Below are 21369 nucleotides of genomic sequence, written 5' to 3'. Positions count from 1 at the left end.
CGGTCTTGACGGGACCCTGACGCCGCCTGGCTCAGAGGAGCCGGAAGCGGAGCCGGCAGATCACCGCGTCCGTCTCCCGCCGTACGGCGTGCGCGACGACCGCGCCCCGCTGGTTCTGCAGCAGCCGCTGCCACAGCCGCTCCGGCTCGGCCTCCGGGATCAGCACGGTGACGCGCGTGTCCGGCTCGGCGGCGGCCACCCCACGGACGTACGCGGCGATCGGACGCCCCAGGCTGCGCCGCTCGCTCGACAGCCGGACCAGAGGCACACCGGGATCCCATTCCGCCCAGGAGCGCTCCAGGGCGTGCAGGTGAGCCCGGTCCTCGGGATCCGGGTAGCAGACGGTCACCGCACGCACCTCGTCGCCGAGGGAGGCGGCCGCCGTGAGGGCCTCCGAGGTCAGCCTGGACAGGGACGAGACGGGAACGAGCACCAGTGAGCGTTCGCGGTGCGGGGGTTCCGGAATGAGGCCGAGGCCGAGCCGCTCGCCGATCCGGGCGTAGGCACGGTGTACGGTCTCGAAGGCGACGACGAGCAGTGGCAGGGCGATCACGACCAGCCAGGCGCCCTCCTGGAACTTCTCCACGGTGACGACGACCGTGGCCAGACCGGTGAGCAGCGCGCCGAAGCCGTTCAGCAGCGCCTTGCCGCGCCACCCCCTCCCCCGCTCCACTCGCCAGTGCCGGACCATGCCCACCTGCGGCGTCCTGGCTCTGGCCATCGTCTCGGCCGCGCTGCTGGTCTTCTCCGGCGGCGACACCAACACCCTCGTGCCGCTCTTCGCGATCGGCGTCTTCGTCGGCTTCACCATCGTGCCGGTGGACCTGCCGGTCCGCCTTCAAGGCGAACACGTGCGGCGCGTAGTTGTCGCGGGCCAGCAGCTTGAGCAGCACCGGCAGGCCGCCGAAGGAGGTGTTCGCCGATAGGGCCAGCAAAATCATGGTCGCGAACTGGATGACGTAGAACGCCCAGTTGTGGCCGAGCGAGGCGTCCGCGAGCTGGGCGAGGACCGTGACGCCCTCGACCGGCTGGAGGTGGAAACGGCCGATCAGCACCGACAGACCGATGAGCATCACGCCGAGGACGGCCCCGAGGCCGACCTCCGCGCGCTGGGCCCGCCTGACGCGCGGGACCCGGAAGGAGGGGACGGCGTTGGCGATGGCCTCGACCCCCGTCAGAGCGGCACAGCCGGAGGCGAAGGCTTTCAGCAGGAGCAGTGCCCCCACGGTGGTGGCGTCGTCCGCGACGACCGAGGCGTGCCCGGCGGCTGTCACCGTGCTCACGGGTTCGGAGCGGAACAGACCGACAGCTATGAGGACGAGGATCGAGCCGACGAAGACGATCGTCGGCGCGATGAACGCCTTGGCGGACTCCAGGATCCCACGCAGGTTGACCCCTGTGATCAGGGCGAGTACCGCCAGGCAGAGCCACAGCCGGTCGTTGTGGAGAGCCGGGAAGGCGGAGGTCAGGGCCGCCACTCCGGCCGTGACCGCCACGGCGACGTTCAGGACGTAGTCCAGGACCAGCGAGGCCGCGGCCACCAGACTCGTGCGCGCACCCAGGTGGGTCTTCGCGACCGCGTAGGAGCCGCCGCCGTCCGGGAAGGCCGCGATCACCTGCCGGTACGATGCCACCAGCACCGCCAGCAGGGCGGCGATGGCCAGCGTCACCGGCAGCGTGAAGCCCAGGCCGTGGGCGCCCGCCGCGGCCAGGACGAGGACGATCGCCTCGGGCCCGTACGCCACCGACGCCATCGCGTTCCAGCGACAGAGCGGCGAGCCCGGTGACGGTGGTCAGCCGGTGGCGTTCACCGGCATCAGGGGGCTCCTCGCCGGCGGGGACGGCACTTGGCCCGGTGGTCAGGACGGACATGGATGCGAGCTCCTTCTTCCTCGGCCGCGCACGAGGGCTGACGTGTGCGCGGTCGCATCCAGGTTCGGTCCGTTTCCCACCATGTCAGAGGGTTCCTTGCGGCATCTTCGCGCCCAACCGGCCGACCCTGACGCACTCTTGACGGGTGGGTGACCTGTGCGACTGCCGTGTGCCGCCGCCCCGGTGACGCGCTCCACGGCCAGCGGGCAAGGAATCGTTGGGTATGCGTCAGCACTGCGTCAAGGCGGGCTGCTCGGATCCGCCCGGTCACTAGCGTCAGCTCCATAGGACGCCGTGATGAGGTGCGCGACGGCTTCGGTGAGGTGACGAACGGCCTCGAGTGGACGCGGGAAGTGCGCAGTGCCGGCCGCTGCGCAGGCATGATGCTCGTGCTCCTTCTCCTCGTCGACTGGGGTTCCGGCTGGATTTCCCCCAGGCGCGCGGCCCTGTGGTGCGCTCTCGCAGGGCTGCTCTTCGTCGTGCTGTATCCGGCCCGGGTGTCCGCGGGCGGGTACTGGCTGGCTTCACGTCGGCTGGTGCGCGAGCAACGGGTGCGGACGGATCTGCTGGTGTCGGTCCGCTGCGTGGACGGCGTCTCCCAGCGGCTCCTGTTGCGGGACGCTCTGGGGGGTCGCGTCGAGATCGATCCCGAGGTTCTGGTGCGCCATCCGCAGCTGTGGTTCCGCCTGGACGAGGGGGCGCGGAAGTCCGCCGCCGACGGCCTGCTGCTGTGCGGTGTGACCGCCATGCGCCGCGTCTCGCAGCGCGTGGAGCGTGAAACCGCCCGCGCCGTGTTCAGGGCCTCCGGACTGGAGTGAGCGTCGAGGCGCTCCTCACGCCCTTCCTGCGCTCTGCTCCTTGAGTCCGGCGCCCATGGTGTCTTGTCCCGGTCGGCCGGGGCTTCAGGGCCGATAGATCATCTCGATGAGACCGGCCACGATCAGAGCCCAGGCGGCGAGCCCCATGAGCCACATCGACTCGGTGAGGAACCCGGCGGTTCCCAGGGCGGCCACGAGCAAGAAAAGGGCGTACTGGAGGCGCCGCAGAACACGGTAGGGGTCGTCGGAATCCCTCATCACGCCTGCTCCCTTTTCGGTCGACGTTCTGCCGCGTTCCAGGCGAAGGTGTCAGGCTCAGCCGCCGACGTGAATACCAGGGCGGCGTTCGGGGTCGGGTTCGTTGCTGCGGATGATCTCGCGGGTGACCGGGGCGGTGTCACCGCGGCCGAGGAGGAAGTAACGAATCATGTGCACGAGGGGGCTGCCTTCGGCCCAGGCGAAGTAGCACTGCGGCCGCACGCCGGTGGCGTCGCGCAGGGCGAGAAGGACGGCGGCGATGGCATTGGGGGCGGCCGGCGCCTCGGCGCGCAGGATGCGGTAGCCGTCGACTTCGGCGCCGTGGACGGTGAGGGTTTCGCTGAAGTCGGACGGGTCGACCACGTCGATCTCCAGGAAGAGCACGTCCGCGGGGCCCGGTACCGGATTGGTGCCGCGCTGCTCGCGTTCCTTGGCGCTGTACTCGGCGAAGTCGCCGGCCTGACGGCGGTTGGCAATGATGTTGATGGACTCGTCGTGGGCGAGGGTGTCTGCGATGAACCGGCGGGCGGCCTCGTCGAAGACGATGCGGTCCGCGCGCAGTTCGGTGGTCCGCGAGACGCGGGAGATCAGCGACACGATGATGATGCCCATGATGAAGAAGCCGGAGATGGCGATGCCGTCGGGCTTGTCGACGATGTTGGCCACCAGCGCGTAGAAAAGGACCGCGGTGAGCAGGGCGAAACCGACCGTGCTGGCGCGGCGACGATTGCGTGCCACGGAGACGGTTACGGCGAAGGCGCCGGAAACCATCATCGCCAGGATCCCGGTGGCGTAGGCACCGGCCTGGGCGTCGACGTCGGCGTCGAAGGCGATGGTGATCAGGATGCACAGGGCGGTGTAGACGATGACGACCGGGCGCACCGCACGTCCCCACTCGGGGGCCATGCCGTAGTCGGGCAGGTAGCGGGGAACGATGTTGATCAGCCCGGCCATGGCGGAAGCACCGGCGAACCACAGGATGAGGATGGTGCTGATGTCGTACGCGGTGCCGAACGCCTCACTGACATGCTCGTGCGCCAGCCAGGCCAGCGCCCGGCCGTTGGCCGCACCGCCGGGTTCGAACTCCTTCTCCGGAATGAGGACGGTGGTCACGAAGCTGGCGGACAGCAGGTAGACGCTCATGATCACAGCGGCCGTGGTCAGAAGCCGGCGGGCGTTGCGGATCCTGGCACGCAGCCGCTGCTCGACGTCGGCACCCTCGGCCGCCACGAGCGGCATCATGCTCACACCGGTCTCGAAGCCCGACAGACCCAGCACCAGCAGTGGGAAGGCCAGCAGCGCCGGACCGGCAAGGTCACCGAAGCCGCCTCCGCCGTCGACGAGTGCGTCGGTCCAGGCCGACAGCGCGCCGTCCGTCGTGAACACATGGACCAGGCCGACGCCGATGACCACCGCGTTGAGCGCCAGGAAGACGGCGACCAGCGGGATGGCGACACTGACCGCCTCACTGAACCCGAGCAGGAAAACACCCCCCAGGACCAGCAGCAGTCCCACGGTCAGGGCGACTTCGTGGCCGTGGAGGACGGAGGGGAAGAAGGGGTTCTCCACCACGTGTACGGAGGCGTCCGCCGTGGACAAGGTGATGGTGATGATCCACGAGGTGGCCACGAACCCGAGCAGGACCAGGACGAACAGCTTGCCCCACCAGAACGGCAGCAGATCCTCCAGCATGGCGACCGATCCCGCGCCGTGTGGGCTCTCCTTGGCCACCTTCCGGTACATCGGCAGCATCCCCAGCAGCGTCAACGCCACGATGAGCAGCGTCGCCAGAGGAGAGACGGCCCCGGCGGCCAGAGCGGCGATCGCCGGCACGTAGGCCAGGCTGGAGAAGTAGTCGACCCCGGTCAGGCACATCACCTTCCACCAGGCATGCTGCTCGGCATGGCTCTCACCGGCCGCCGGCCCCACCGGCTGCACCTGGTGCCGCAGCAGCCACCGCGCCGCCTTGCCCGTCGGCGGTGTCCGCAGAGCTGGACTCTCCACCGACTCCGGCATTATCGGCCGGTTGCCACCACTCATGTCCCCCCATGCCCTTCCATGTCTGACCACGAATCGGTCGCGGCAGCCATCGCCCTAACGGCACTGCAACGATCACCGAGTATGCGGCCTCCCGGCCCCGCCACCCAGCACCGAGGCACGTATGAGCCAGCCGACGGCGGAACTTACGTGCCGACAGTGGCACTGGCCGAGTTTCCACGGGACGGGAAGGCACCCAGTTGGCGGAGTAGGGGCCTTGTTCGATGTCCGGGCCGGGTGGGGGAGCAACACGCCCAACTACGCCTTTGCGTATGCGAGTACGTGAGGATTTGCACGCGTTGTGATGCGGGCAACCGAAAGTGCGTCTCGCCATTTGGGACGAGGTGGCGCTTCATCTCGGACTCCGCGCCCGAGGGGCCACCTGGCAGCTATCCCCTCTGCAACTTAGGGCACGCAGAGGGCACGCCACCCCCAAATTGGACTAGACAACAAAAAACCCCAGGGCGCTGACCTGGGGTTTCATTATGGAGCGGGTGACGAGAATCGAACTCGCGCTCTCAGCTTGGGAAGCTGATGTTCTACCATTAAACTACACCCGCGTAAGACGCCGACCGAGTCGGTGTCCGAGCGATCGCCACTTTACCTCATGTCAGGCCCCCGGTGTTGATGCCGCGGGGCCTGAGGCCGTTTCAGGGATGGGATGCGGCTGCGGGGGAAGGGAGTTGGGGCGTACGGTGGTGGGGCGTAAGAGGGCCCGGGCGGGACCGGAGTGCCGCCTGGATGGCCGTCCCTTTGATCCCGTACTGTGGCTTTTGTCGTCAGGCAAGCAGCAGCCAGACGCGGCTCTTGGGGAAGGGACTCTTGGACTTGATGGAGCGCACCGTCGTCCGCTGTGCCGATGGGCACGTGTTCAGCACCGCTTCGTTCCCGATGCAGCAGGCCGAGCGGCTCGGCCCCGGGCGGCTGCTTCGGTGCCCGCGATGTGCGCGGCTCCGGAGCGTGGTGCCCGTCAGCTATCAGAAGCGGTAGCGGTAGCGGTAACGGACAAAAGCACAAGGCAACAGGCATAAGGCGCGCGGAGACGTCCGGTTGTGGTCGCTCCGCGCGTCTTGCGTATCCTCGGGGCGTGCTTCTCTCAGACAAGGACATCCGGGCCGAGATCGACGCCGGACGGGTGCGGATCGATCCGTATGACGACGCGATGGTGCAGCCGTCGAGCATCGATGTGCGGCTGGACCGCTACTTCCGGGTGTTCGAGAACCACCGGTACCCCCACATCGACCCCGCCATCGAGCAGGCCGATCTGACCCGGCTCGTGGAGCCGGAGGGGGACGAGCCGTTCATTCTGCACCCCGGCGAGTTCGTCCTCGCCAGCACGTACGAGGTCATCTCCCTGCCCGACGATCTCGCCTCCCGGCTGGAGGGCAAGAGTTCGCTGGGGCGCCTGGGGCTGGTGACGCACTCCACCGCCGGGTTCATCGACCCCGGATTCAGCGGGCACGTGACCCTCGAGCTCTCCAACCTCGCCACCCTGCCCATCAAGCTCTGGCCGGGCATGAAGATCGGGCAGCTCTGCATGTTCAAGCTGAGCTCGCCCGCCGACTTCCCGTACGGCAGCGAGCGGTACGGGTCCCGCTACCAGGGGCAGCGCGGGCCGACCGCCTCCCGGTCCTTCCTCAACTTCCATCGGACTCAGGTGTGAGCGACCCGACCATGAGTGACACGAACATGAGTGACACGAACATGAGTGACACGAGCGTGAGCGGTGTGCGGGAGAACCTGACCTACGAGAAGTTCGGTGTCGCCGTGCGCGAGCTCGCGCAGGCCATCGCCGACGACGGGTACGAGCCCGACATAGTCCTCAGCATCGCCCGCGGTGGTGTGTTCGTGGCCGGCGGGCTCGCCTATGCCTTGGACTGCAAGAACATCCACCTGGTGAACGTGGAGTTCTACACCGGTGTGGGGACCACCCTCGAGATGCCCGTCATGCTCGCCCCCGTCCCCAACGTGATCGACTTCTCGCAGAAGAAGGTGCTGATCACCGACGACGTCGCCGACACCGGCAAGACGCTCAAGCTGGTGCGCGACTTCTGCCTCGACACCGTCGCCGAGGTGCGCAGCGCCGTCGTCTACGAGAAGTCGCAGTCGCTGGTGAAGTGCGAGTACGTGTGGAAGCGTACCGACGAGTGGATCAACTTCCCGTGGAGTGTTGAACCGCCGGTGGTACGTCGGGCGGGGCAGGTTCTCGACGCCTGACCGTCAGGAGCGGACGAGAAGAGGGGCTCCCCGTGGGGAGCCCCTCTTCTCGTACCGTACGGCCTCAGACCGTGCCCAGCTTCACGATCGACAGCAGTGCGATCAGCTGGATCGCCGACGCGCCCAGGGCCTTGGGCCACGGCAGGTCGTGGGAGCGGCCGACCATGAGGGTCAGCAGGACGCCGCCCGCGATCCAGGTGGCCCAGCCCAGCAGCTGGACGAACATCGCGTCGCCGCCCGCGAACATCGCGAAGACCAGGCGGGGCGCGTCCGTGAGGGACATGATCAGCATGGACAGGCCGACCGTGGGCTGCCAGGCGCCGTCACCGCCCAGCTGGCGGGCCAGGGTGTGGGTGACCACGCCCAGGACGAAGGCGCTGAGCACCATCGCGACGGCCGTCGTCAGGACGATCGGGACCGCGTTCGACAGTGTGGCGTTTATCGCATCCTTGCGGGCGCCGTCGAAGCCGAAGACGGCGAGCAGGCCGTAGAGGAACGTGACGACGAGGGCGGGGCCCCACATCGAGTAGTCCCGCATCTGGAGGAACGTCTGGTTGGGGGCGAGGACGATCCCCCGGAGCAGGGCCTTCCAGTGCAGGCGCGGGCCGACCGGGCCGGGCGCCGGGGCCGCAGAGCCGGCGCGGTAGGTGTCGCCCTGGGTGTACGGGTCCTCACCGACCGAGAAGGCCTGGGTGTGGCCCGGGTTGTTCGCCGCGTACGGGTCGGGCGGGCCCTGCGGGCCGGGCGGGTACGCGCCGTCGCCGAAGTACTCCGGCTCGCCCTGGCCGCCGTAGCCGCCGCCGTGCCCGGCGTTCGGCTGCGGCCATGCGGGGCCGCCGCCGTTGCCGTACGGCTGCTGCTGCGGGTACGGCTGCGGCGCCGGCGGGGAGCCGTACGACGGTCCCTGCGGCGTCTGCTGCCCGTACGGAGGGTTGTGCGGTCGCGTCTGAGGAGCGCCGTTGTTCCGGCCGCGTCCGATCCTGAATCCAGCCACGTCTTCGAACGTACCTGGTCCCCGGCGGTGGCGTGCCGGGCCCGGGCTTCCGGGCCCGGCTTTGCGGCCGAGCTGTGACATCCCTTAAGGGGCAGGGGCTTTGGGCGTCCGTGGGGTGTCGGGGTTCGGCCTTACGGGCCGCGCCCCGGGCCGGATCGACCCGTACGGGCGGCCGGGCCGGACGGGCGCCCGGCCGGTTCGACCGTACGGGCCGCGGCCCGGGCTCAGTCGGGGAGGCCGCCGCCGAGCTCCGGCAGGACGATCGCGCCGGTCTTCGTCGGGACCGTGCCCGTGCCGGGCATGAGCAGCGCGCCGCCCGCCGCGCCGACGGCCAGGTCCGCCCGGCCGTCGCCGGTCAGGTCGCGCAGGCGGAGGGTGTAGCCGAAGGAGGCGTGGGAGTCGGCCGGGCCGAGGACCGTCTGGGCGATCCACGAGGACCGCGCGCCGCTGAGGCCGCCGGAGCCGCCGCGGAAGACATGGACGCCGCCCTGGTCCTCCTTGCCTTCGACGTCCTCGTGCGGGACGCCGACCGCGAGGTCCGCGTAGCCGTCGCCGTTGGTGTCGGCGGCCGAGATCGCGTAGCCGAGGTTGTCGTCGGCCTCGGGGCTGCCGGACACGCCGGAGGTGGCCTGGGTGAAGGTGACCGACGTGCCGGGGCCCGACGACGTGCCGCGCCAGATCGTGACCGCGCCCTTGCCGTTGTCCTTGTCGGGCAGGCCGAGGGCGATGTCGCCGTAGCCGTTCTTGTCGAAGTCGCCGATGACGGGGCTCGGGTAGAGGCCCTGCTGCTGGTCGCTGAGGGTCTTGGAGGCGCCCGAGGCGAGGCCGGAGGACGTGCCCTTGAGGAACCAGGCGCGCTCGCGGATGTCGCTGCCGGTGATCTCGGTGCCGATGACCACCAGGTCGGTCTTGCCGTCCCCGTCGACCTTTCCGGCCGCGAGGGCGGAGGAGTACCAGCCCGCGGACCCCTTGTCGATCTTGCTGACCTTGCCGGTCGTGCCCGACTTGGTGAAGGGGCCGCGGTACAGCCACGCCTCCTCACCGCCGATCACCGCCAGGTCGGGGGAGCCGTCGCCGGTGAAGTCGCCGGTCGCCAGGTCGCGGCCGAAGTGGCCGCCCGCGCCGCTCGAGGGGGTGACGTTGGTGCCGCCGGACAGGCCGGACTTCGAGCCCCACAGGACGGTGACCGTGCCGCGGTAGTCGTCGCCGCCCACGTGCTCGGTGGGGTTGCCGACGACGAGATCCGCGTAGCCGTCCTTGTTGAGGTCGGCGCTCGCGAGGGACTCGCCGAACTGGTCGTCCTCCTCCCCGGACCCGGGGACGCCGGCGCTGTCCTGGTGGATCCGCTTCGGGTGGGCGGAGTCGAGGCCCGTGGCGGTGCCGTACACGACGGTGATCGTGCCGCCCACGCGGTCGACGTCGTTGTAGCCGCCGTAGGCGAGGTCGCGGCGGCCGTCCCCGTTGAAGTCGTCGTAGTGCTTGGCCACCGCCGCGGCGGCGGGGCCGGTCAGGAGCACGGGGGTGACGCCGGTCGCCAGCAGGGCGGCGACCAGGGCGGTCGTGGTGGATCTGCGCATGAGGTCTCCTTGTTCGTCAGCCGATGAGGCCGGCGCCGAACGCGCCGTAGGAGCGGGTCTGGCCGAGACTGCCCGGGCCGAAGGAGCGGGCGCCGTCGGTCACGGGGCCGGTGGCGGAGCCGCGCAGGGCCGTGATGGCGCCGATGCCCTCGTCCTCGAAGCCCGCGGTGATCATGAACTCGGGGTGGCCGTCCTTGGTGACGTCGGCCAGCAGGACGTCCGTGCCGAAGTAGTCCATGGCCTCGGCCGAGCCCGGGACGCCGGCGGTCGCCTGGGTGAAGGTGCGGGCACCGGTGCGGGAGACGCCGGAGGCGGAGCCGTTCATCAGGAGGGTGGCGCCGGTGTCCTCGGTGGTGCCGACGTCCTCGAAGACGACGCCGATGGCGAGATCGCCGTGGCCGTCACCGTTGGTGTCGGCGATGGAGAGCGCGCTGCCGAAGCCGTCGTCCGCCTCGTCGGCGCCGGGGACGCCCTCGGAGTCCTGGGTGAGTTCGGCCATGGGCGCGTCACCGTTGACCGGGCCGCCCTCCGAACCGCGGATCACGACGACCTTGCCGCCGAGCGAACCGCTGTGGTCGTTCTCCTTCGAGAGGACGTTGCCGATGGCGATCTCGTCGTAGCCGTCGCCGTCGATGTCACCGAGGGCGAGGGAGGTGCCGCCGTTCAGCGGCCGGGGGAGCGCGGTGTCCAGGCCGGAGGCGGTGCCGAGGTAGGCGGCGCCCTTGGACCAGCTGCCCGTCTCGTCCTCGTTGAGGCGGACGCGGTAGGTGAGGGCCAGGTCGGACCTGCCGTCGTTGTTGGTGTCGCCCGCCGCGAGGGCGTCGACGCTGTACGACGTCTCGGGTGTGGCGATCCGCTGGACGGCGCCGGTGCTGCCGGCGGTCGTGAAGCCGCCGCGGATGACGTACGGGTCCGCGTAGGCGCTCGCGGCCAGGTCCGCCCTGCCGTCGCCGTCGAAGTCGCCGGCGGTCAGCAGGTTGCCCCAGTGGTCGTGCCCGGAGACCGCCGGGTCCTTCACGGTGGTGCCGTTCTTCAGGCCGGTCGCCGAGCCCCACAGGACGGTGACGGAGCCGCCGTCGACATCGTCGCCGACGTCCTCGCCGGGGGAGCCGACCGCGAGGTCGGTGTAGCCGTCGCCGTTGAGGTCGGCCGGGGCGAGTGCCTCGCCGAAGGCGTCCTCGGCCTCGGCGGCGCCGGGCACACCGGCGGTGTTCTGGCTGATCACGGTGTGCTTGGCCGGATCAAGGCCGGTGGCGCCGCCGTACACCACGGCGACGTAGCCGGCCATGCCCTGGCCGTCGACCTTGGCGTACGGGGCGGCGAAGGCGATGTCGCCGTAGCCGTCGCCGTTGAAGTCGGCGGTCGGGCCGGTGGCGGGTGCGGCGGTGGCCGCCTGGGGCAGGGCCGTGAGCAGGCCGGTGGTGAGGGCCGTGGCCAGGAGGAGAGTGCGCTTGCGCATCTGTGAGTCGTCCCCGTTGTCGGTGATCAGGAGTTGAGGGCGGTGCCGTAGCCCGGTGTGCCGGCTGTCGGGACGCCGGTCGTGCCCGGGCCGAAGCTGACGGAACCGGTGGCCGTCGGGCCGGTCGCCGTGGCGCGCAGGGACCAGATCGCGCCGTCACCGGCGTTCTCGCCCGGCGCGGAGACGGACAGGTCGGCGCGGTGGTCGCCGGTGTGGTCGGTGAGCGTGACGCGCTCACCGAAGCGGTCGCCCTGCTCCGAGGCGCCGGGCACCCCTGCGGTGTTCTGGGTGTACGACGTGGCGCCCTTGGTGGTCAGGCCGGACGCCGAGCCGTACAGCACGGTGACGGCACCGGCGGAGCCGTTCTCACCCGCGGTGCCGATCGCCAGGTCGGCGTGTCCGTCGCCGTTGATGTCGCCGAGGGAGACGCCGCTGCCGAAGCGGTCGCCCTTCTCGGAGGCGCCGGGCACACCGGCGGTGTCCTGGGTGAGGACGAGCGGGGCGCGGCTGCTGTCGCGGCCGTCGGGTCCGCCGTAGACGACGGTGACCTTGCCGCCGAGGGCGCCCTCGGGATCGGCGGACGCCTCCCGGTCGTTTCCTACGGCGATGTCGTCGTGGCCGTCGCCGTCGATGTCGCCCACGGCGGAGACGAACCCGGCGGGCAGCGTCTGCAGCCAGTCGACGTAGTTGCCGATCCGCAGGTCGGCGAGGGAGGTGGTGGCGGCGCCGTTGTGCGCGGCACGGCCGTGCAGGACCAGGCGGGGGCGGCCGTCGCCGGTGACGTCGCCGGAGGAGAGGTGGGTGATGCCGTTCGAGGACGACCACCAGTCGTTGCGCGAGCCCGAACCGCCGTTGGCCGCACTGGTTTTGGTGATCGGGCCGTTCACGAGGGAGAGGGTGACCGGGCCGGTGGAGCCGACCGCGACGTCCACGTTCCCGTCGCCGTCGAAGTCGCCCGCTGCCAGGGCCCGGCCGTACCGGTCGTAGTCGGTGGTGAAGAAGCTGAACAGCGAACGGGCGCCGGACAGGCCGGACGCGGAGCCCCAGACGATGGTGACCGTGCCGTCGTTGCTGTCGGTGCCGTCCTCGCCGGGCGTGCCGATCAGCAGGTCGGCGTAGCCGTCGGTGTTGAGGTCGGCGGAGGCGAGGGCGGAGCCGAAGGCGTCGTCGGTCTCGGCGGCACCGGGCATTCCGGCGGTGTTCTGCGTCAGGAGTGTGCGCGTGGAGCTCTTCGGCCCGCTGGTGCTGCCGTAGACCACCGACACGGCACCGGCCTTCGCCTGCCCGGAGACGGTGGCGCCCGGCGCGCCGATCGCGAGGTCGGTGCGGCCGTCGCCGTTGAAGTCGTAGGGGGCGGCGGCCGTCGCGGCGTGCGCGGCGGGGGCGCAGAGAGTGAGGGCGAGCGGGGTCAGAGCCGCCGCGAGGACGGCGGCGGTGACACGGGGGCGCATGCGTGTACGTGCCTCACGGGAGAGTCGGCGGGGCGTCACTGGGCCACGACCGAGCCGAGGTTGACGCTGCCCCTGAGGGAGACGGCGGTGGCGGTGATGCCCTGCGCGCCGCTCGTGGTCAGGCCGGAGGCGGAGCCGCGCAGGGTCCACAGGCCGCCCGTGGAGTTCTCGCCGTACACGCCGACGACCAGGTCCGCCTTGCCGTCCTTGGTCACGTCGGTCAGGTCGACCGCGGAGCCGAAGCGGTCCGAGGACTCGGCGGAACCGGGCACCCCGGCGGTGTTCTGCGTGTACGACGTCACGCCGCTGCTGGTCCTCAGGCCGGAGGCGGAGCCGAACAGCACGGTCACCGAGCCAGCGTCCGCCGCCGAGCCGACGTCCTCTCCCGGGGCCGAGACCACGACGTCGGCGTACCCGTCGCCGTTGATGTCGCCGGTGCTCACCGCGCTGCCGAAGCCGTCCTCGGCCTCGCCCGCGCCGGGCACGCCCGCGGTGTCCTGGTGGACGACGGTCGGCTGCTGCGCCGGGTCGGGGCCGTTCGGGCCGCCGTACCAGACGGTGATCTGGCCGCCCTCGTGACCGCCGGGCTTGAGGTCGTACGGGTCCGACGCGTCGCCGAGGACGAGGTCGCCGTAGCCGTCGCGGTTGATGTCGCCGATGGAACCGGGGTAGCCGTCGGCGTTCGGCAGCTCGGCCATCTTGTGCGTCGTTCCGGTCCAGCGGAAGTAGTTGATCTGGCCGCCGGTGTCGCCGTCCACGTTGAAGGGGTAGACGCGCTCGGCCGCGCCGTCGCCGCTGAGGTCGCCCGCGATCACCTCGAACGTGGTACCGACCTCACCGACGCGGAGGTTGTTCAGCGGACCGGCGGTGCGGGTGAAGGGGCCGTTGTAGATGCGGGTGTGGCTCTGGCCGGTGAGCGTGACGTCGGTGTCGCCGTCTCCGTCGAAGTCGCCGGTGGCGATGCCCCGGGAGAAGTTGCCGTACTCGGAGAGCGTCGACGGCTGCGGCAGGCCCTTGCCACTGGTCAGGCCCGACTTGCTGCCCCACAGGACGGTGCCGGAGCCGACGCCGTCCCGGTCGCCGATGCTCTCGTTGCTCGCGCCGACGACGAGGTCGGAGTAGCCGTCCCGGTCCAGGTCGCCGGTGGCCAGGGCGGAGCCGAACAGATCGCCGGACTCGGCGGTGCCGGGCACGCCCGCGGAGTTCTGGGTGATGACGGCCCTGCGGGCGGCCGAGACACCGGACGCCGAGCCGTACAGCACGACGACGGCACCGGCGCAGGAGGCCGAGCCGACGTCGGCGCACGGGGCGCCGGCCGCTGTGTCGCGGTATCCGTCGCCGTTGAAGTCCCCGGCGAGACCGGAGGGGGCGGCGGTCGCCGGGGTGGTGGTGAGCAGGCCGGTGGTGAGTGTGGCGGCCAGCAGAAGGGTGCGCTTGCGCAAGGTGGGGCTCCGGGTGGGAACGGGCCGGACCGGAAGGCCTGGCCCCGAAAGGGGGTGCGGTGATGGTTCGGTCGGTACGGGCGCTCAGCCGGCGAAGTTCGCGCCGAAGTTCCCGGAGGCGGAGAACGCCACGTCGCCGATGCCGTCGCCGTTGAAGTCGGCCCGCGGGGCGCGCGTGCCGTCCGCGGCCGTCGCCGTGCCGGCCGTGGCCGAGAGCAGCGTGCCGGTCAGCGCGGCCGCGGCGGCGGTCGCCAGGGCGAGCCGCACGCGGGGGCGCCGGGACGGGTGAGCGGGTGCGGGACGGCGCCCGGAGGGGCGCTCGTGCTGCTGCATGCGGGGTCTCCTGCTGCATGCGGGGGATGCCTGGCGGACATCCACAGTCGATGGAGGGCCGGACTGTCCGTGTTCGCCGGGAGTTGTCCGGGCGTTGACGGGCGGTCGGCGATCAAGAGACCCGCAGCGGGACGTAAGGGTTGTACGTGAGTTCGGTTAATTTCCGGGGCTGGGGCTGGGGCTGGGGCTGGGGCTCGGGCTCGGGGTGCGCGGTGATCGCCCCGCGGTCGCCGGCCGGTACCGCACGTCCACCGCGGCCGTACGGTCCTCCCCGGTGAGCAGCTCCAGCCGGACGGGCACACCCCCGGGGTTGTCGAACAGCCGGATACCGTCGCCGAGCAGGACGGGCGCGATGTGCAGGTCGATCTCGTCGATCAGCCCGCGCTCCAGGAGCTGCCGGCCGATGGCCGGGGAGAAGACCTCGACGTTCTTCCCGTCGGCCGCCTTCAGCGCGATCCGGACCGCCTCGGCGACGTCGCAGCTCAGGAAGGTCACGCCCGGGGTGGGCCGCGCGTCCTCCGGGTGGTGGGTGAGCACGAAGAGGGGACCCTGCCAGGCACCGCCGTAGATCCCGGAGGGGTCGGGGTGGGCGTCCCAGCCGGCCCGGCCGCCCAGCACCGCGCCGGTCGTCCCGGCGTACTCCTCGACGAGGCCCGGCCGGAAGGCCGTCCCCGTCATCCAGTCCATGGTGTGGTTCGGGCCCGCGACGAATCCGTCGAGGGACATCGTGAAGTGCCAGAGCACCTTGCCCGCGGCGGCCTGCGCGTCCATGGCGTCCGGCCTCTCCTTCCGGTTCGTCACGGCTGCTTGCGGACCCGGTAGCGCAGATGCAGCACCCGGTCGCCCTGGATCACGATGTGCGGATCCTCGAGCAGGTGCTGGGCGTCGACCGAGCCGAAGTACCGCTTGCCCGAGCCGAAGACCACGGGTACGACGTCCATCGCGACCTCGTCGACCAGGCCGAGAGCGAGGGCCTGCCCGCCGACGTCGCCCGCCGCCACACCGACGTCACGGTCCTCGCCGGTCAGCTCCCTGGCCCTGGCGACGGCCTCCGCCACGCCGTCGACGAAATGGAACGGGGCGTCGGGGTGCCACCCCGCGGGACGGGGCCGGTGCGACACGACGACCAGGTGCTCACCGGCCGGCGGGACACCGTCCCACCCGTTGGTCATGTCGAACACGTGCCGCCCGACGACCAGCGTGCCGATCCTCGCCATGGCCGGCCGCACGTGGTCGGCGGAGGCCTTGGACACCTTGGCGTACTCGTTGATCTCGACTTCGCCGTTGCCGTACCAGTCGAAGAGGGGACCGACGCCGTCGTCCGCGTCGGCGATGAAGCCGTCGACGGAGACGACGTTGTGCATCACGACGGTGGTCATGGGGGCTCCTGGGAGAGGGGACCTGGGATGGCCTCGCTGGAGAGGCAGACCGCGTCCGTCCCCGGAACTCATCGCCCGCCGGCGAGGCACACCCGAACGAGTGATCCTCAGGCCTTCTGCAGGTCCTTCGAACCGGCGCGGTGACGACCCGCCCCGGGCAATACCGTCTTCGCCGTCAGCCCCCGTGACTGCCACGCGTTGTCGCGCAGCTTGAACAGGGCCCAGTACCGCGTCGGGCACAGCAGCACGATGTTCATGAACACGGCCGCCGGGGTGCCGACGAGCCAGGAGTGCCAGCGCTGGCGGGCGGTCATGTCCGGGCGCATCAGGACGTACAGCCCGGACTGACCGAAGCGCACCACCAGGTACACGGCGAGATACACCAGGGCGATGCCGGGGTTGTGGTACCGCCCGCCCAGGGTCAGGAGCGTCATGACGACGATCCAGGCCAGCATCACCGGAGTGATGACGAGCTGGAGCAGCCCGAACGTCGGCGATATGAGCTGCTTCAGCGACAGCCGCGCGTACACGAACGGAAGCATCCACCACCACGAGCGGGCCCACCGCAGCCGTTGCCGGTAGGTCTTCCTCAGAGTCGTCGGCATGTCGGTGACGACCCCGGCCTCGTTGACGGCCACGACCTCGCCGCGCATGAGCGCCCTGAGCGCCAGCCAGCGGTCGTCGCCCGTGCCGCACTCCACCTCGTAGGCGTCGAGGTGGTCGTAGAGGAGCTCGGCACGGTAGAGGGCCAGGGCGCCCGAGGTGGTCTCCAGGGCGCCGAGCATGGAGCGCGAGGAGCGCATCATCACGCACGACGTGCCGATGTCGATGTCCGCGGCCCGGGAGACCCAGGTCTCCTCGAAGTTGCGGATGTAGATCATGCCGGTGGTCGCCTGGATCCGCGGGTTGCTCATGGCCCTCAGCTGCTGCTCCAGCGCGTCGGGGAAGGGCTCGCCGTCGGAGTCGATGGTGAGCACGTACTCGAAGTGCTTGTTCTGCTCCTGGAGGTGCCGCAGCACGGTGACCTGGGCCCCGCGCTTGCCCTTGTTCTCCTGGCGGTGCCAGAAGACCCGGGGGTGGTCGAAGGGTTCGACGGGATGCTGCCGCGAGCCGTCGTCGATGACGTGTATCTCGTCGACGGGGTGTGTCTGCGCCAGCAGCGACCGCACCGTGCGGTGCAGATTCTCCGTGGGCTCCTCGAAGGCCGGGACGATCGCCACGGTCCGGCCCGGGGCGACCGGGAGGTGGGTGAAGGACCGGCCCTTCAGGAACGACACCAGGCAGAGCACGATCACCGCCATGCCCAGCCACCAGTAGAACGTCAGGATCGGGCTCTTCGACTGCGCGTGCACCACCACGGTGGCAACGGCCAGAGCCGCCACCACCACAGCGGTCACCACGGTGAGCCTCACCCGCGGCGCACGGCCCTGGAACGCGCTCAAGCGGTCACTCGCCTGCCGCGGGTCGCCAGGCGGAACGCCGCGACACCGCCGATCACGAGGAGCATCGCTGCCAGCACGATCCACCCGAGCGCGGTTCCGCCGGTCGCCGCCAGGGCGGCTCCGCCCGTCGCGGTCCCGATCGCCGCGCCCACACCGTTCTGTCCGTACATGTTCTCCCTGCTTTCCTTTTGTGGCTCTCTAGAGCCGTTCGATATGAGGTGCGGCGGCCATGACGCCGCGCGTGTCGAGGACGTAGGCGGCCTCGGTCGCGAGCCGGACGAGGTCGAACTCGCCGTGCGGGGTGAGCAGGACGACGGCGTCGAAGTCGCCGACGGTCGCTGTCGTCGTCGCCGGTCCGAAGGGGATCTCCCGGCAACCGCCGTCCGCCACCGGCAGGTAGGGGTCCACGACGGTGACGTCCGCGCCCATCTGCCGCAGCCGGTCGGTGACTTCGACCGCCGGTGACTGGCGGGCGTCCGAAGTGCCCGGCTTGTAGGCGGCGCCGAGGGCGAGGATGCGCGCCCCGTGCACGCTCCGCCGGAACCGCCGGCTGAGGGCGTCCTGCAAGCGGCGTACGACGTAGTCCGGCTGGCTCTCGTTGATGTCCTGGGCCAGCTCGATGAGCCGGAAGGTCTGGCCGTGCCGCGCCTTGACGTGGTGGCTGAGGTAGACCGGGTCGATGGGCAGGCAGTGCCCGCCGACCCCGGGCCCGGGCAGGAACCTGGTGAACCCGAAGGGCTTGGTCGCGGCCAGCTCAAGTGTGTGCCAGACGTCCACGCCGAGCGTGTGGGCCATCCGCGACAGCTCGTTGACCAGCGCGATGTTGACGTGCCGGTAGGTGTTCTCGAACACCTTGGCCAGCTCGGCCTCTTCGAGCCCCGAGGCGGGCACGGTGACGTCGGTGACGGTGTCGTAGAAGTCCTTCACCCGCCACAGGCAGTCGTCGGTCAGACCGGCGACGATCTTCGGCGTGTTCTCCAGGCGCCAGTCGGCGTTGCCGGGATCGATGCGCTCGGGGCTGAACCCGACGTGGAAGTCCCGCCCGGCGACGAGGCCGGAACCCTCCTCCAGCAGCGGGACGAGCACGTCACGGGTGGTGCCGGGGTGGGTCGTCGACTCGAGCACGACGGTGGCGCCCGGCTCGATCCACTCGGCGAGCACGCGACCGGCGTCCCGTACGCAACTCAGGTCCGGCGCGCGGTCGGTGAGCGGCGTGGGCACGGTGATGACGGCGACATCGAACCCCTTGAGGTCCTGCGGGTCGGAGCTCGCGTAGTACGAGTCCGAACCGAGCACTGCCCGGAGCCGGTCGTCACCGATGTCCTCGACGTAGGACGACCCGGCGGCCAGTGCCTCGCAGCGCGCCCGGTCGGGCTCGTAGCCGGTGACGGTGTGGCCGACCTCGGCGGCCCTCACGGCCAGGGGCAGGCCGACATAGCCCTGCCCCAGCACACATATGTGCATGGTGGATTCCTCACCCCTGAAGTACGGCCGCCTGTTCCTGAAGCAGGCGGCCGTGGCGTGGTACTGCGTGAGAAGCGGCATGGGAACGGCACCATCACCGCGTCACCGGACTGCCGGGCCCCCTTGCCCGACGGTGCGCAAAGCGCAACCGGTGATCTTCACAAACCCCCCTCATTTGTGGACCTTCATGGTTCAACAATGATTCGCTGAATGGAACCCTCTTTACTGATTCGATATGTGAACTGCGATGGAGCTGCCGCTGGTTGGTGATTGATGCCAGGTCAACTGACAGTTCCGGGCATCTGTGAGAATTTTCGATCTTCACATTCCGCAGCGAGGGTGGCCCTGCTGAACGCGTCCGCTCGGTGCATTCGCGAATATCGCGCGCCCCTGTGTGCGCCCCCAGTACCACCACTGCGCACGACCCCCCGGTTACCCGTGGTTCGCCCAGGTGGTGGCGCGTGCTCCGAGTTCCCGAGAGCCGGGGCCACGAGGGCACCGCTGTGGTGAAACTCGGGCGCCCATCGTCAACCCCGTGCGATAGAAAGGGTGTTCGGCCGCGCACGCGGCTTCGGCACATCCCTGTGGGGGGGACCTTGTTCAGAACTCGGGCGGCTTCGGCCGCCATCGGTGTCGTGGCACTCCTGGTGACCGGCTCTCCGGCGGCGAACGCCGCGGAGGCGCAGGCTCCTGATGTGCGGTACGCGCACAGCGCCTCGGGCGATCTCGGCACCCTGGAGGTCGGCATCAGCTCCGACAGCGCCGTCACGGGCATCAGGGCGCATCTCGTCTCCGCGGCCACGCAGCAGGAAGTCGCCGTCGTGGAGACCGACGCCTTCGGCCTCGTCTCTGGCACCGCGGACAACGGCGTATGGCGAACGAAGAAGCCCCTCGACCTTCCCGACCTGGGCACTTACGTCGTCCGCATCGAGGCCACGGACGCCGACGGCGACCGCAGCGTCGACAACTCCGCGGGCACTCTCGCCTACTTCGTCGCGGCGGTGTTCGAGGACGTACGCCCCGACCGCACGGAGATCGACACCGACCACCGCCAGGTACGCGTCGACGGCACCCTGAAAGGACGCTGGCCGGCGACCCGAGAGCTGAAGCCCCTGGCGGACCACCGGGTGGACCTCGACGTGGACAACTGGACGGAGAACACCGTCCACACCGACGCGCAGGGCCGCTTCTCCGGCACGGTCACCGTGAACGACGCGGTGCCGGTCCAGGCCGTCTACCGTCACGACAACGCCAACCCGTACGTCGTGTACGGCGAGTCCGCCTCGACCCCGATCGGCATCCGTCAGGTGGCCACCCGCTGGACCTTCGAGACCCCGGCGGAAACCCGGACGATCGACTACGGGGAGCAGGTCACCGTCACGGCGACGCTGGAGCGCGAGACCGCGCGGGGCTGGGTCCCCTTCGAGGGCCAGAGCGGTGGCGTCCTCTACGAGGCCTCCTCCGGCACGCACTGGGCGAGCGTCGGCTACTTCACCACCGGAGCGGACGGCAAGTCCGCCACCTTCACCCACACCCCGGGGGAGACCGGCACCTTCCGCGTGGCCTCGCACAGCGACGACCCGTTCATCGCCCCCGCCTCCGCGAACAGCGCCGAGATCACCGTCCTGCGCGCCTCGGTGTTCACCTCGTTCTCGGCCGCCCGCACACAGGACGGTGGCGTGCGCGTCGAGGGCGCGATGGACTTCCCCGACGGCTGGACGCCCGCAGACATCCCGGTGCACATCCAGCACTCGCGGGACGGCAAGCGGTGGACGGACCTGCTGACGACGCAGGCCGGCTGGTCCGGTGAGGGCCACGCCTTCTCGGCGGACATCGCCGGCGCGCGGCGTGGCTACTACCGTGCGCAGTTCGACAAGACGGAGTCGTTCCGCGGCGCGACGTCGGAGACCGTGAGGGTGGGCCGCTGACATGGACGGCGGGCCGGCGCTCACTGCGCCGGCCCGCCGGGCTTTGACCGGGCATGGGGGCTGTTCCGGCGGGCCGCCAAGCCTCACACTCACTGACGTGGGGGACAGCGGACTATGGATCGCAGGGCTGACAGGCGCCACAGCAGTACTCGCGAGCTGGGTCACGAGTCGCGGACATACGCGAGCCGCACGATTACAGGCGGAGATCTCGGCAGCAGCTCAGGAGGAGACGCGTCGAAGAGAGACAAGCCGGGCGTCTTACCTCGCCTTCCTCGAACAGGCTCACCTCATGGGTGTCGAGTACCGCCAGACTCCGGAAATTCTGAGAACCGAAGATCAGGAGCAGCGCCGGGCACGCCTCGAAGAGCACCGAGCACGCCTGCGTGATGCCTTCGGGTCCTTCCGCCACACCTGTCAGGTCGCTACCGTGCACGCCCGCAGCAGCGAGGCCATAGACGCGTGTGATCACGTCTTCGCCGCGTCCAGAACGGTTTACATGACGCTGGGCGACATAGCAGAGGGCGCCACGGATGCCTCCGCGTTCCATGTCGCTCTCGATCACTACTGGACCGCCGTTCACGAGCTCGGTAAAGCCGTGCGTCTCGAAGAGCCGTGACTCGACGGGGCTTGCCGGAGCAGGCAGATCCACCGCCCGGCCGGGCGGTGTCACTCCGGTGCGGTCACGCCGACGCCCCCTG

18 protein-coding genes, 1 tRNA gene and 1 pseudogene are annotated in these 21369 nt (G+C 70.4%); 5 read left to right on the top strand and 15 right to left on the bottom strand.

Features of this window, described 5'->3' with window-relative positions; translation table 11 throughout:
• Positions 1-31 precede the first annotated feature (31 nt).
• A pseudogene (locus tag IO24_RS47700) lies at positions 32-1872 on the bottom strand (APC family permease).
• Between the two features lie 302 nt (positions 1873-2174).
• On the opposite strand from IO24_RS47700, the gene IO24_RS0133715 reads away from it, so the two are divergent.
• Positions 2175-2690 carry a hypothetical protein gene (locus IO24_RS0133715; RefSeq protein WP_234335328.1) on the top strand — a complete coding sequence of 172 codons (516 nt, stop codon included), beginning with the start codon at positions 2175-2177 and terminating at the stop codon, positions 2688-2690.
• Positions 2691-2774: 84 nt separating this feature from the next.
• Here IO24_RS0133715 and IO24_RS45315 read toward each other — a convergent pair whose 3' ends face one another.
• From IO24_RS45315 to IO24_RS0133700, 3 genes are all read right to left on the bottom strand, one after another.
• Entirely contained in the window at positions 2775-2948 is a 174-nt protein-coding gene (locus IO24_RS45315) for a hypothetical protein (RefSeq protein WP_157851299.1), read from the bottom strand.
• A 57-nt stretch (positions 2949-3005) separates the two neighbouring features.
• Complete coding sequence (locus IO24_RS0133705) at positions 3006-4964, bottom strand: APC family permease (protein ID WP_420823240.1); 1959 nt, start codon at positions 4962-4964, stop codon at positions 3006-3008.
• A 507-nt stretch (positions 4965-5471) separates the two neighbouring features.
• Positions 5472-5545 (bottom strand) — tRNA-Gly (locus IO24_RS0133700).
• Between the two features lie 527 nt (positions 5546-6072).
• Here IO24_RS0133700 and dcd point away from each other — a divergent pair.
• Positions 6073-6648 (top strand): dCTP deaminase, encoded by a 576-nt coding sequence (dcd, locus tag IO24_RS0133690; protein WP_031142497.1) that lies wholly within the window; start codon positions 6073-6075, stop codon positions 6646-6648.
• Between the two features lie 41 nt (positions 6649-6689).
• Positions 6690-7202 (top strand): phosphoribosyltransferase, encoded by a 513-nt coding sequence (locus IO24_RS0133685; RefSeq protein WP_031142495.1) that lies wholly within the window; start codon positions 6690-6692, stop codon positions 7200-7202.
• Between the two features lie 64 nt (positions 7203-7266).
• Here IO24_RS0133685 and IO24_RS0133680 read toward each other — a convergent pair whose 3' ends face one another.
• The 11 genes from IO24_RS0133680 to IO24_RS0133630 form a co-directional block, all read right to left on the bottom strand.
• Positions 7267-8277, bottom strand: a complete 1011-nt coding sequence (locus IO24_RS0133680) for a Yip1 family protein (protein ID WP_037669098.1) — start codon at positions 8275-8277, stop codon at positions 7267-7269.
• A 143-nt stretch (positions 8278-8420) separates the two neighbouring features.
• On the bottom strand, positions 8421-9773 hold the full coding sequence (locus IO24_RS0133675; protein WP_031142491.1) for an FG-GAP and VCBS repeat-containing protein: 1353 nt from the start codon (positions 9771-9773) through the stop codon (positions 8421-8423).
• 16 nt (positions 9774-9789) lie between these two features.
• The gene (locus tag IO24_RS0133670) at positions 9790-11232 is read right to left on the bottom strand and encodes an FG-GAP-like repeat-containing protein (RefSeq protein WP_037669095.1); all 1443 of its coding nucleotides are present in this window, start codon (positions 11230-11232) and stop codon (positions 9790-9792) included.
• Positions 11233-11258: 26 nt separating this feature from the next.
• Complete coding sequence (locus IO24_RS0133665; protein ID WP_031142487.1) at positions 11259-12683, bottom strand: FG-GAP-like repeat-containing protein; 1425 nt, start codon at positions 12681-12683, stop codon at positions 11259-11261.
• Between the two features lie 35 nt (positions 12684-12718).
• The gene (locus IO24_RS0133660) at positions 12719-14125 is read right to left on the bottom strand and encodes an FG-GAP-like repeat-containing protein (protein WP_031142482.1); all 1407 of its coding nucleotides are present in this window, start codon (positions 14123-14125) and stop codon (positions 12719-12721) included.
• Positions 14126-14209: 84 nt separating this feature from the next.
• Positions 14210-14458 carry a hypothetical protein gene (locus tag IO24_RS0133655; protein WP_031142480.1) on the bottom strand — a complete coding sequence of 83 codons (249 nt, stop codon included), beginning with the start codon at positions 14456-14458 and terminating at the stop codon, positions 14210-14212.
• Between the two features lie 156 nt (positions 14459-14614).
• Entirely contained in the window at positions 14615-15259 is a 645-nt protein-coding gene (locus tag IO24_RS0133650) for a dihydrofolate reductase family protein (protein WP_234335326.1), read from the bottom strand.
• Positions 15256-15837 (bottom strand): dihydrofolate reductase family protein, encoded by a 582-nt coding sequence (locus tag IO24_RS0133645; RefSeq protein WP_031142476.1) that lies wholly within the window; start codon positions 15835-15837, stop codon positions 15256-15258. The genes IO24_RS0133650 and IO24_RS0133645 overlap by 4 nt, the downstream gene beginning before the upstream one ends.
• Positions 15838-15944: 107 nt before the next feature.
• Positions 15945-17234: a glycosyltransferase family 2 protein gene (locus IO24_RS0133640; RefSeq protein ID WP_234335325.1), complete on the bottom strand. Its 1290-nt coding sequence runs from the start codon at positions 17232-17234 to the stop codon at positions 15945-15947.
• Between the two features lie 41 nt (positions 17235-17275).
• The gene (locus IO24_RS44690; RefSeq protein WP_107063075.1) at positions 17276-17449 is read right to left on the bottom strand and encodes a ComC/BlpC family peptide pheromone/bacteriocin; all 174 of its coding nucleotides are present in this window, start codon (positions 17447-17449) and stop codon (positions 17276-17278) included.
• A 28-nt stretch (positions 17450-17477) separates the two neighbouring features.
• Positions 17478-18743: a nucleotide sugar dehydrogenase gene (locus IO24_RS0133630; RefSeq protein ID WP_031142469.1), complete on the bottom strand. Its 1266-nt coding sequence runs from the start codon at positions 18741-18743 to the stop codon at positions 17478-17480.
• Positions 18744-19378: 635 nt separating this feature from the next.
• Here IO24_RS0133630 and IO24_RS0133625 point away from each other — a divergent pair.
• Both IO24_RS0133625 and IO24_RS42230 read left to right on the top strand, forming a co-directional pair.
• Positions 19379-20671, top strand: coding sequence for a hypothetical protein (locus tag IO24_RS0133625; protein ID WP_031142467.1), 1293 nt, complete (start codon positions 19379-19381; stop codon positions 20669-20671).
• 289 nt (positions 20672-20960) lie between these two features.
• Positions 20961-21287: a hypothetical protein gene (locus IO24_RS42230; protein WP_051905986.1), complete on the top strand. Its 327-nt coding sequence runs from the start codon at positions 20961-20963 to the stop codon at positions 21285-21287.
• The last annotated feature ends 82 nt before the right edge of the window (positions 21288-21369 follow it).

The sequence above is a fragment of the Streptomyces flavovariabilis genome, from assembly GCF_000725785.1.
Lineage (GTDB): Bacteria > Actinomycetota > Actinomycetes > Streptomycetales > Streptomycetaceae > Streptomyces > Streptomyces hawaiiensis.
This window is presented reverse-complemented; position numbering and strand designations above follow the sequence as displayed.

Excerpts from the sequence above, each read along its gene's own strand:
- IO24_RS45315 (WP_157851299.1), bottom strand. The coding sequence starts at position 2,948 with ATGAGGGATTCCGACGACCCCTACCGTGTTCTGCGGCGCCTCCAGTAC.
- IO24_RS0133705 (WP_420823240.1), bottom strand. The coding sequence starts at position 4,964 with ATGCCGGAGTCGGTGGAGAGTCCAGCTCTGCGGACACCGCCGACGGGC.
- IO24_RS0133685 (WP_031142495.1), top strand. The coding sequence starts at position 6,690 with ATGAGTGACACGAGCGTGAGCGGTGTGCGGGAGAACCTGACCTACGAG.
- IO24_RS0133680 (WP_037669098.1), bottom strand. The coding sequence starts at position 8,277 with ATGTCACAGCTCGGCCGCAAAGCCGGGCCCGGAAGCCCGGGCCCGGCA.
- IO24_RS0133675 (WP_031142491.1), bottom strand. The coding sequence starts at position 9,773 with ATGCGCAGATCCACCACGACCGCCCTGGTCGCCGCCCTGCTGGCGACC.
- IO24_RS0133670 (WP_037669095.1), bottom strand. The coding sequence starts at position 11,232 with ATGCGCAAGCGCACTCTCCTCCTGGCCACGGCCCTCACCACCGGCCTG.
- IO24_RS0133665 (WP_031142487.1), bottom strand. The coding sequence starts at position 12,683 with ATGCGCCCCCGTGTCACCGCCGCCGTCCTCGCGGCGGCTCTGACCCCG.
- IO24_RS0133655 (WP_031142480.1), bottom strand. The coding sequence starts at position 14,458 with ATGCAGCAGCACGAGCGCCCCTCCGGGCGCCGTCCCGCACCCGCTCAC.
- IO24_RS0133645 (WP_031142476.1), bottom strand. The coding sequence starts at position 15,837 with ATGACCACCGTCGTGATGCACAACGTCGTCTCCGTCGACGGCTTCATC.
- IO24_RS44690 (WP_107063075.1), bottom strand. The coding sequence starts at position 17,449 with ATGTACGGACAGAACGGTGTGGGCGCGGCGATCGGGACCGCGACGGGC.
- IO24_RS0133630 (WP_031142469.1), bottom strand. The coding sequence starts at position 18,743 with ATGCACATATGTGTGCTGGGGCAGGGCTATGTCGGCCTGCCCCTGGCC.
- IO24_RS42230 (WP_051905986.1), top strand. The coding sequence starts at position 20,961 with ATGGGTGTCGAGTACCGCCAGACTCCGGAAATTCTGAGAACCGAAGAT.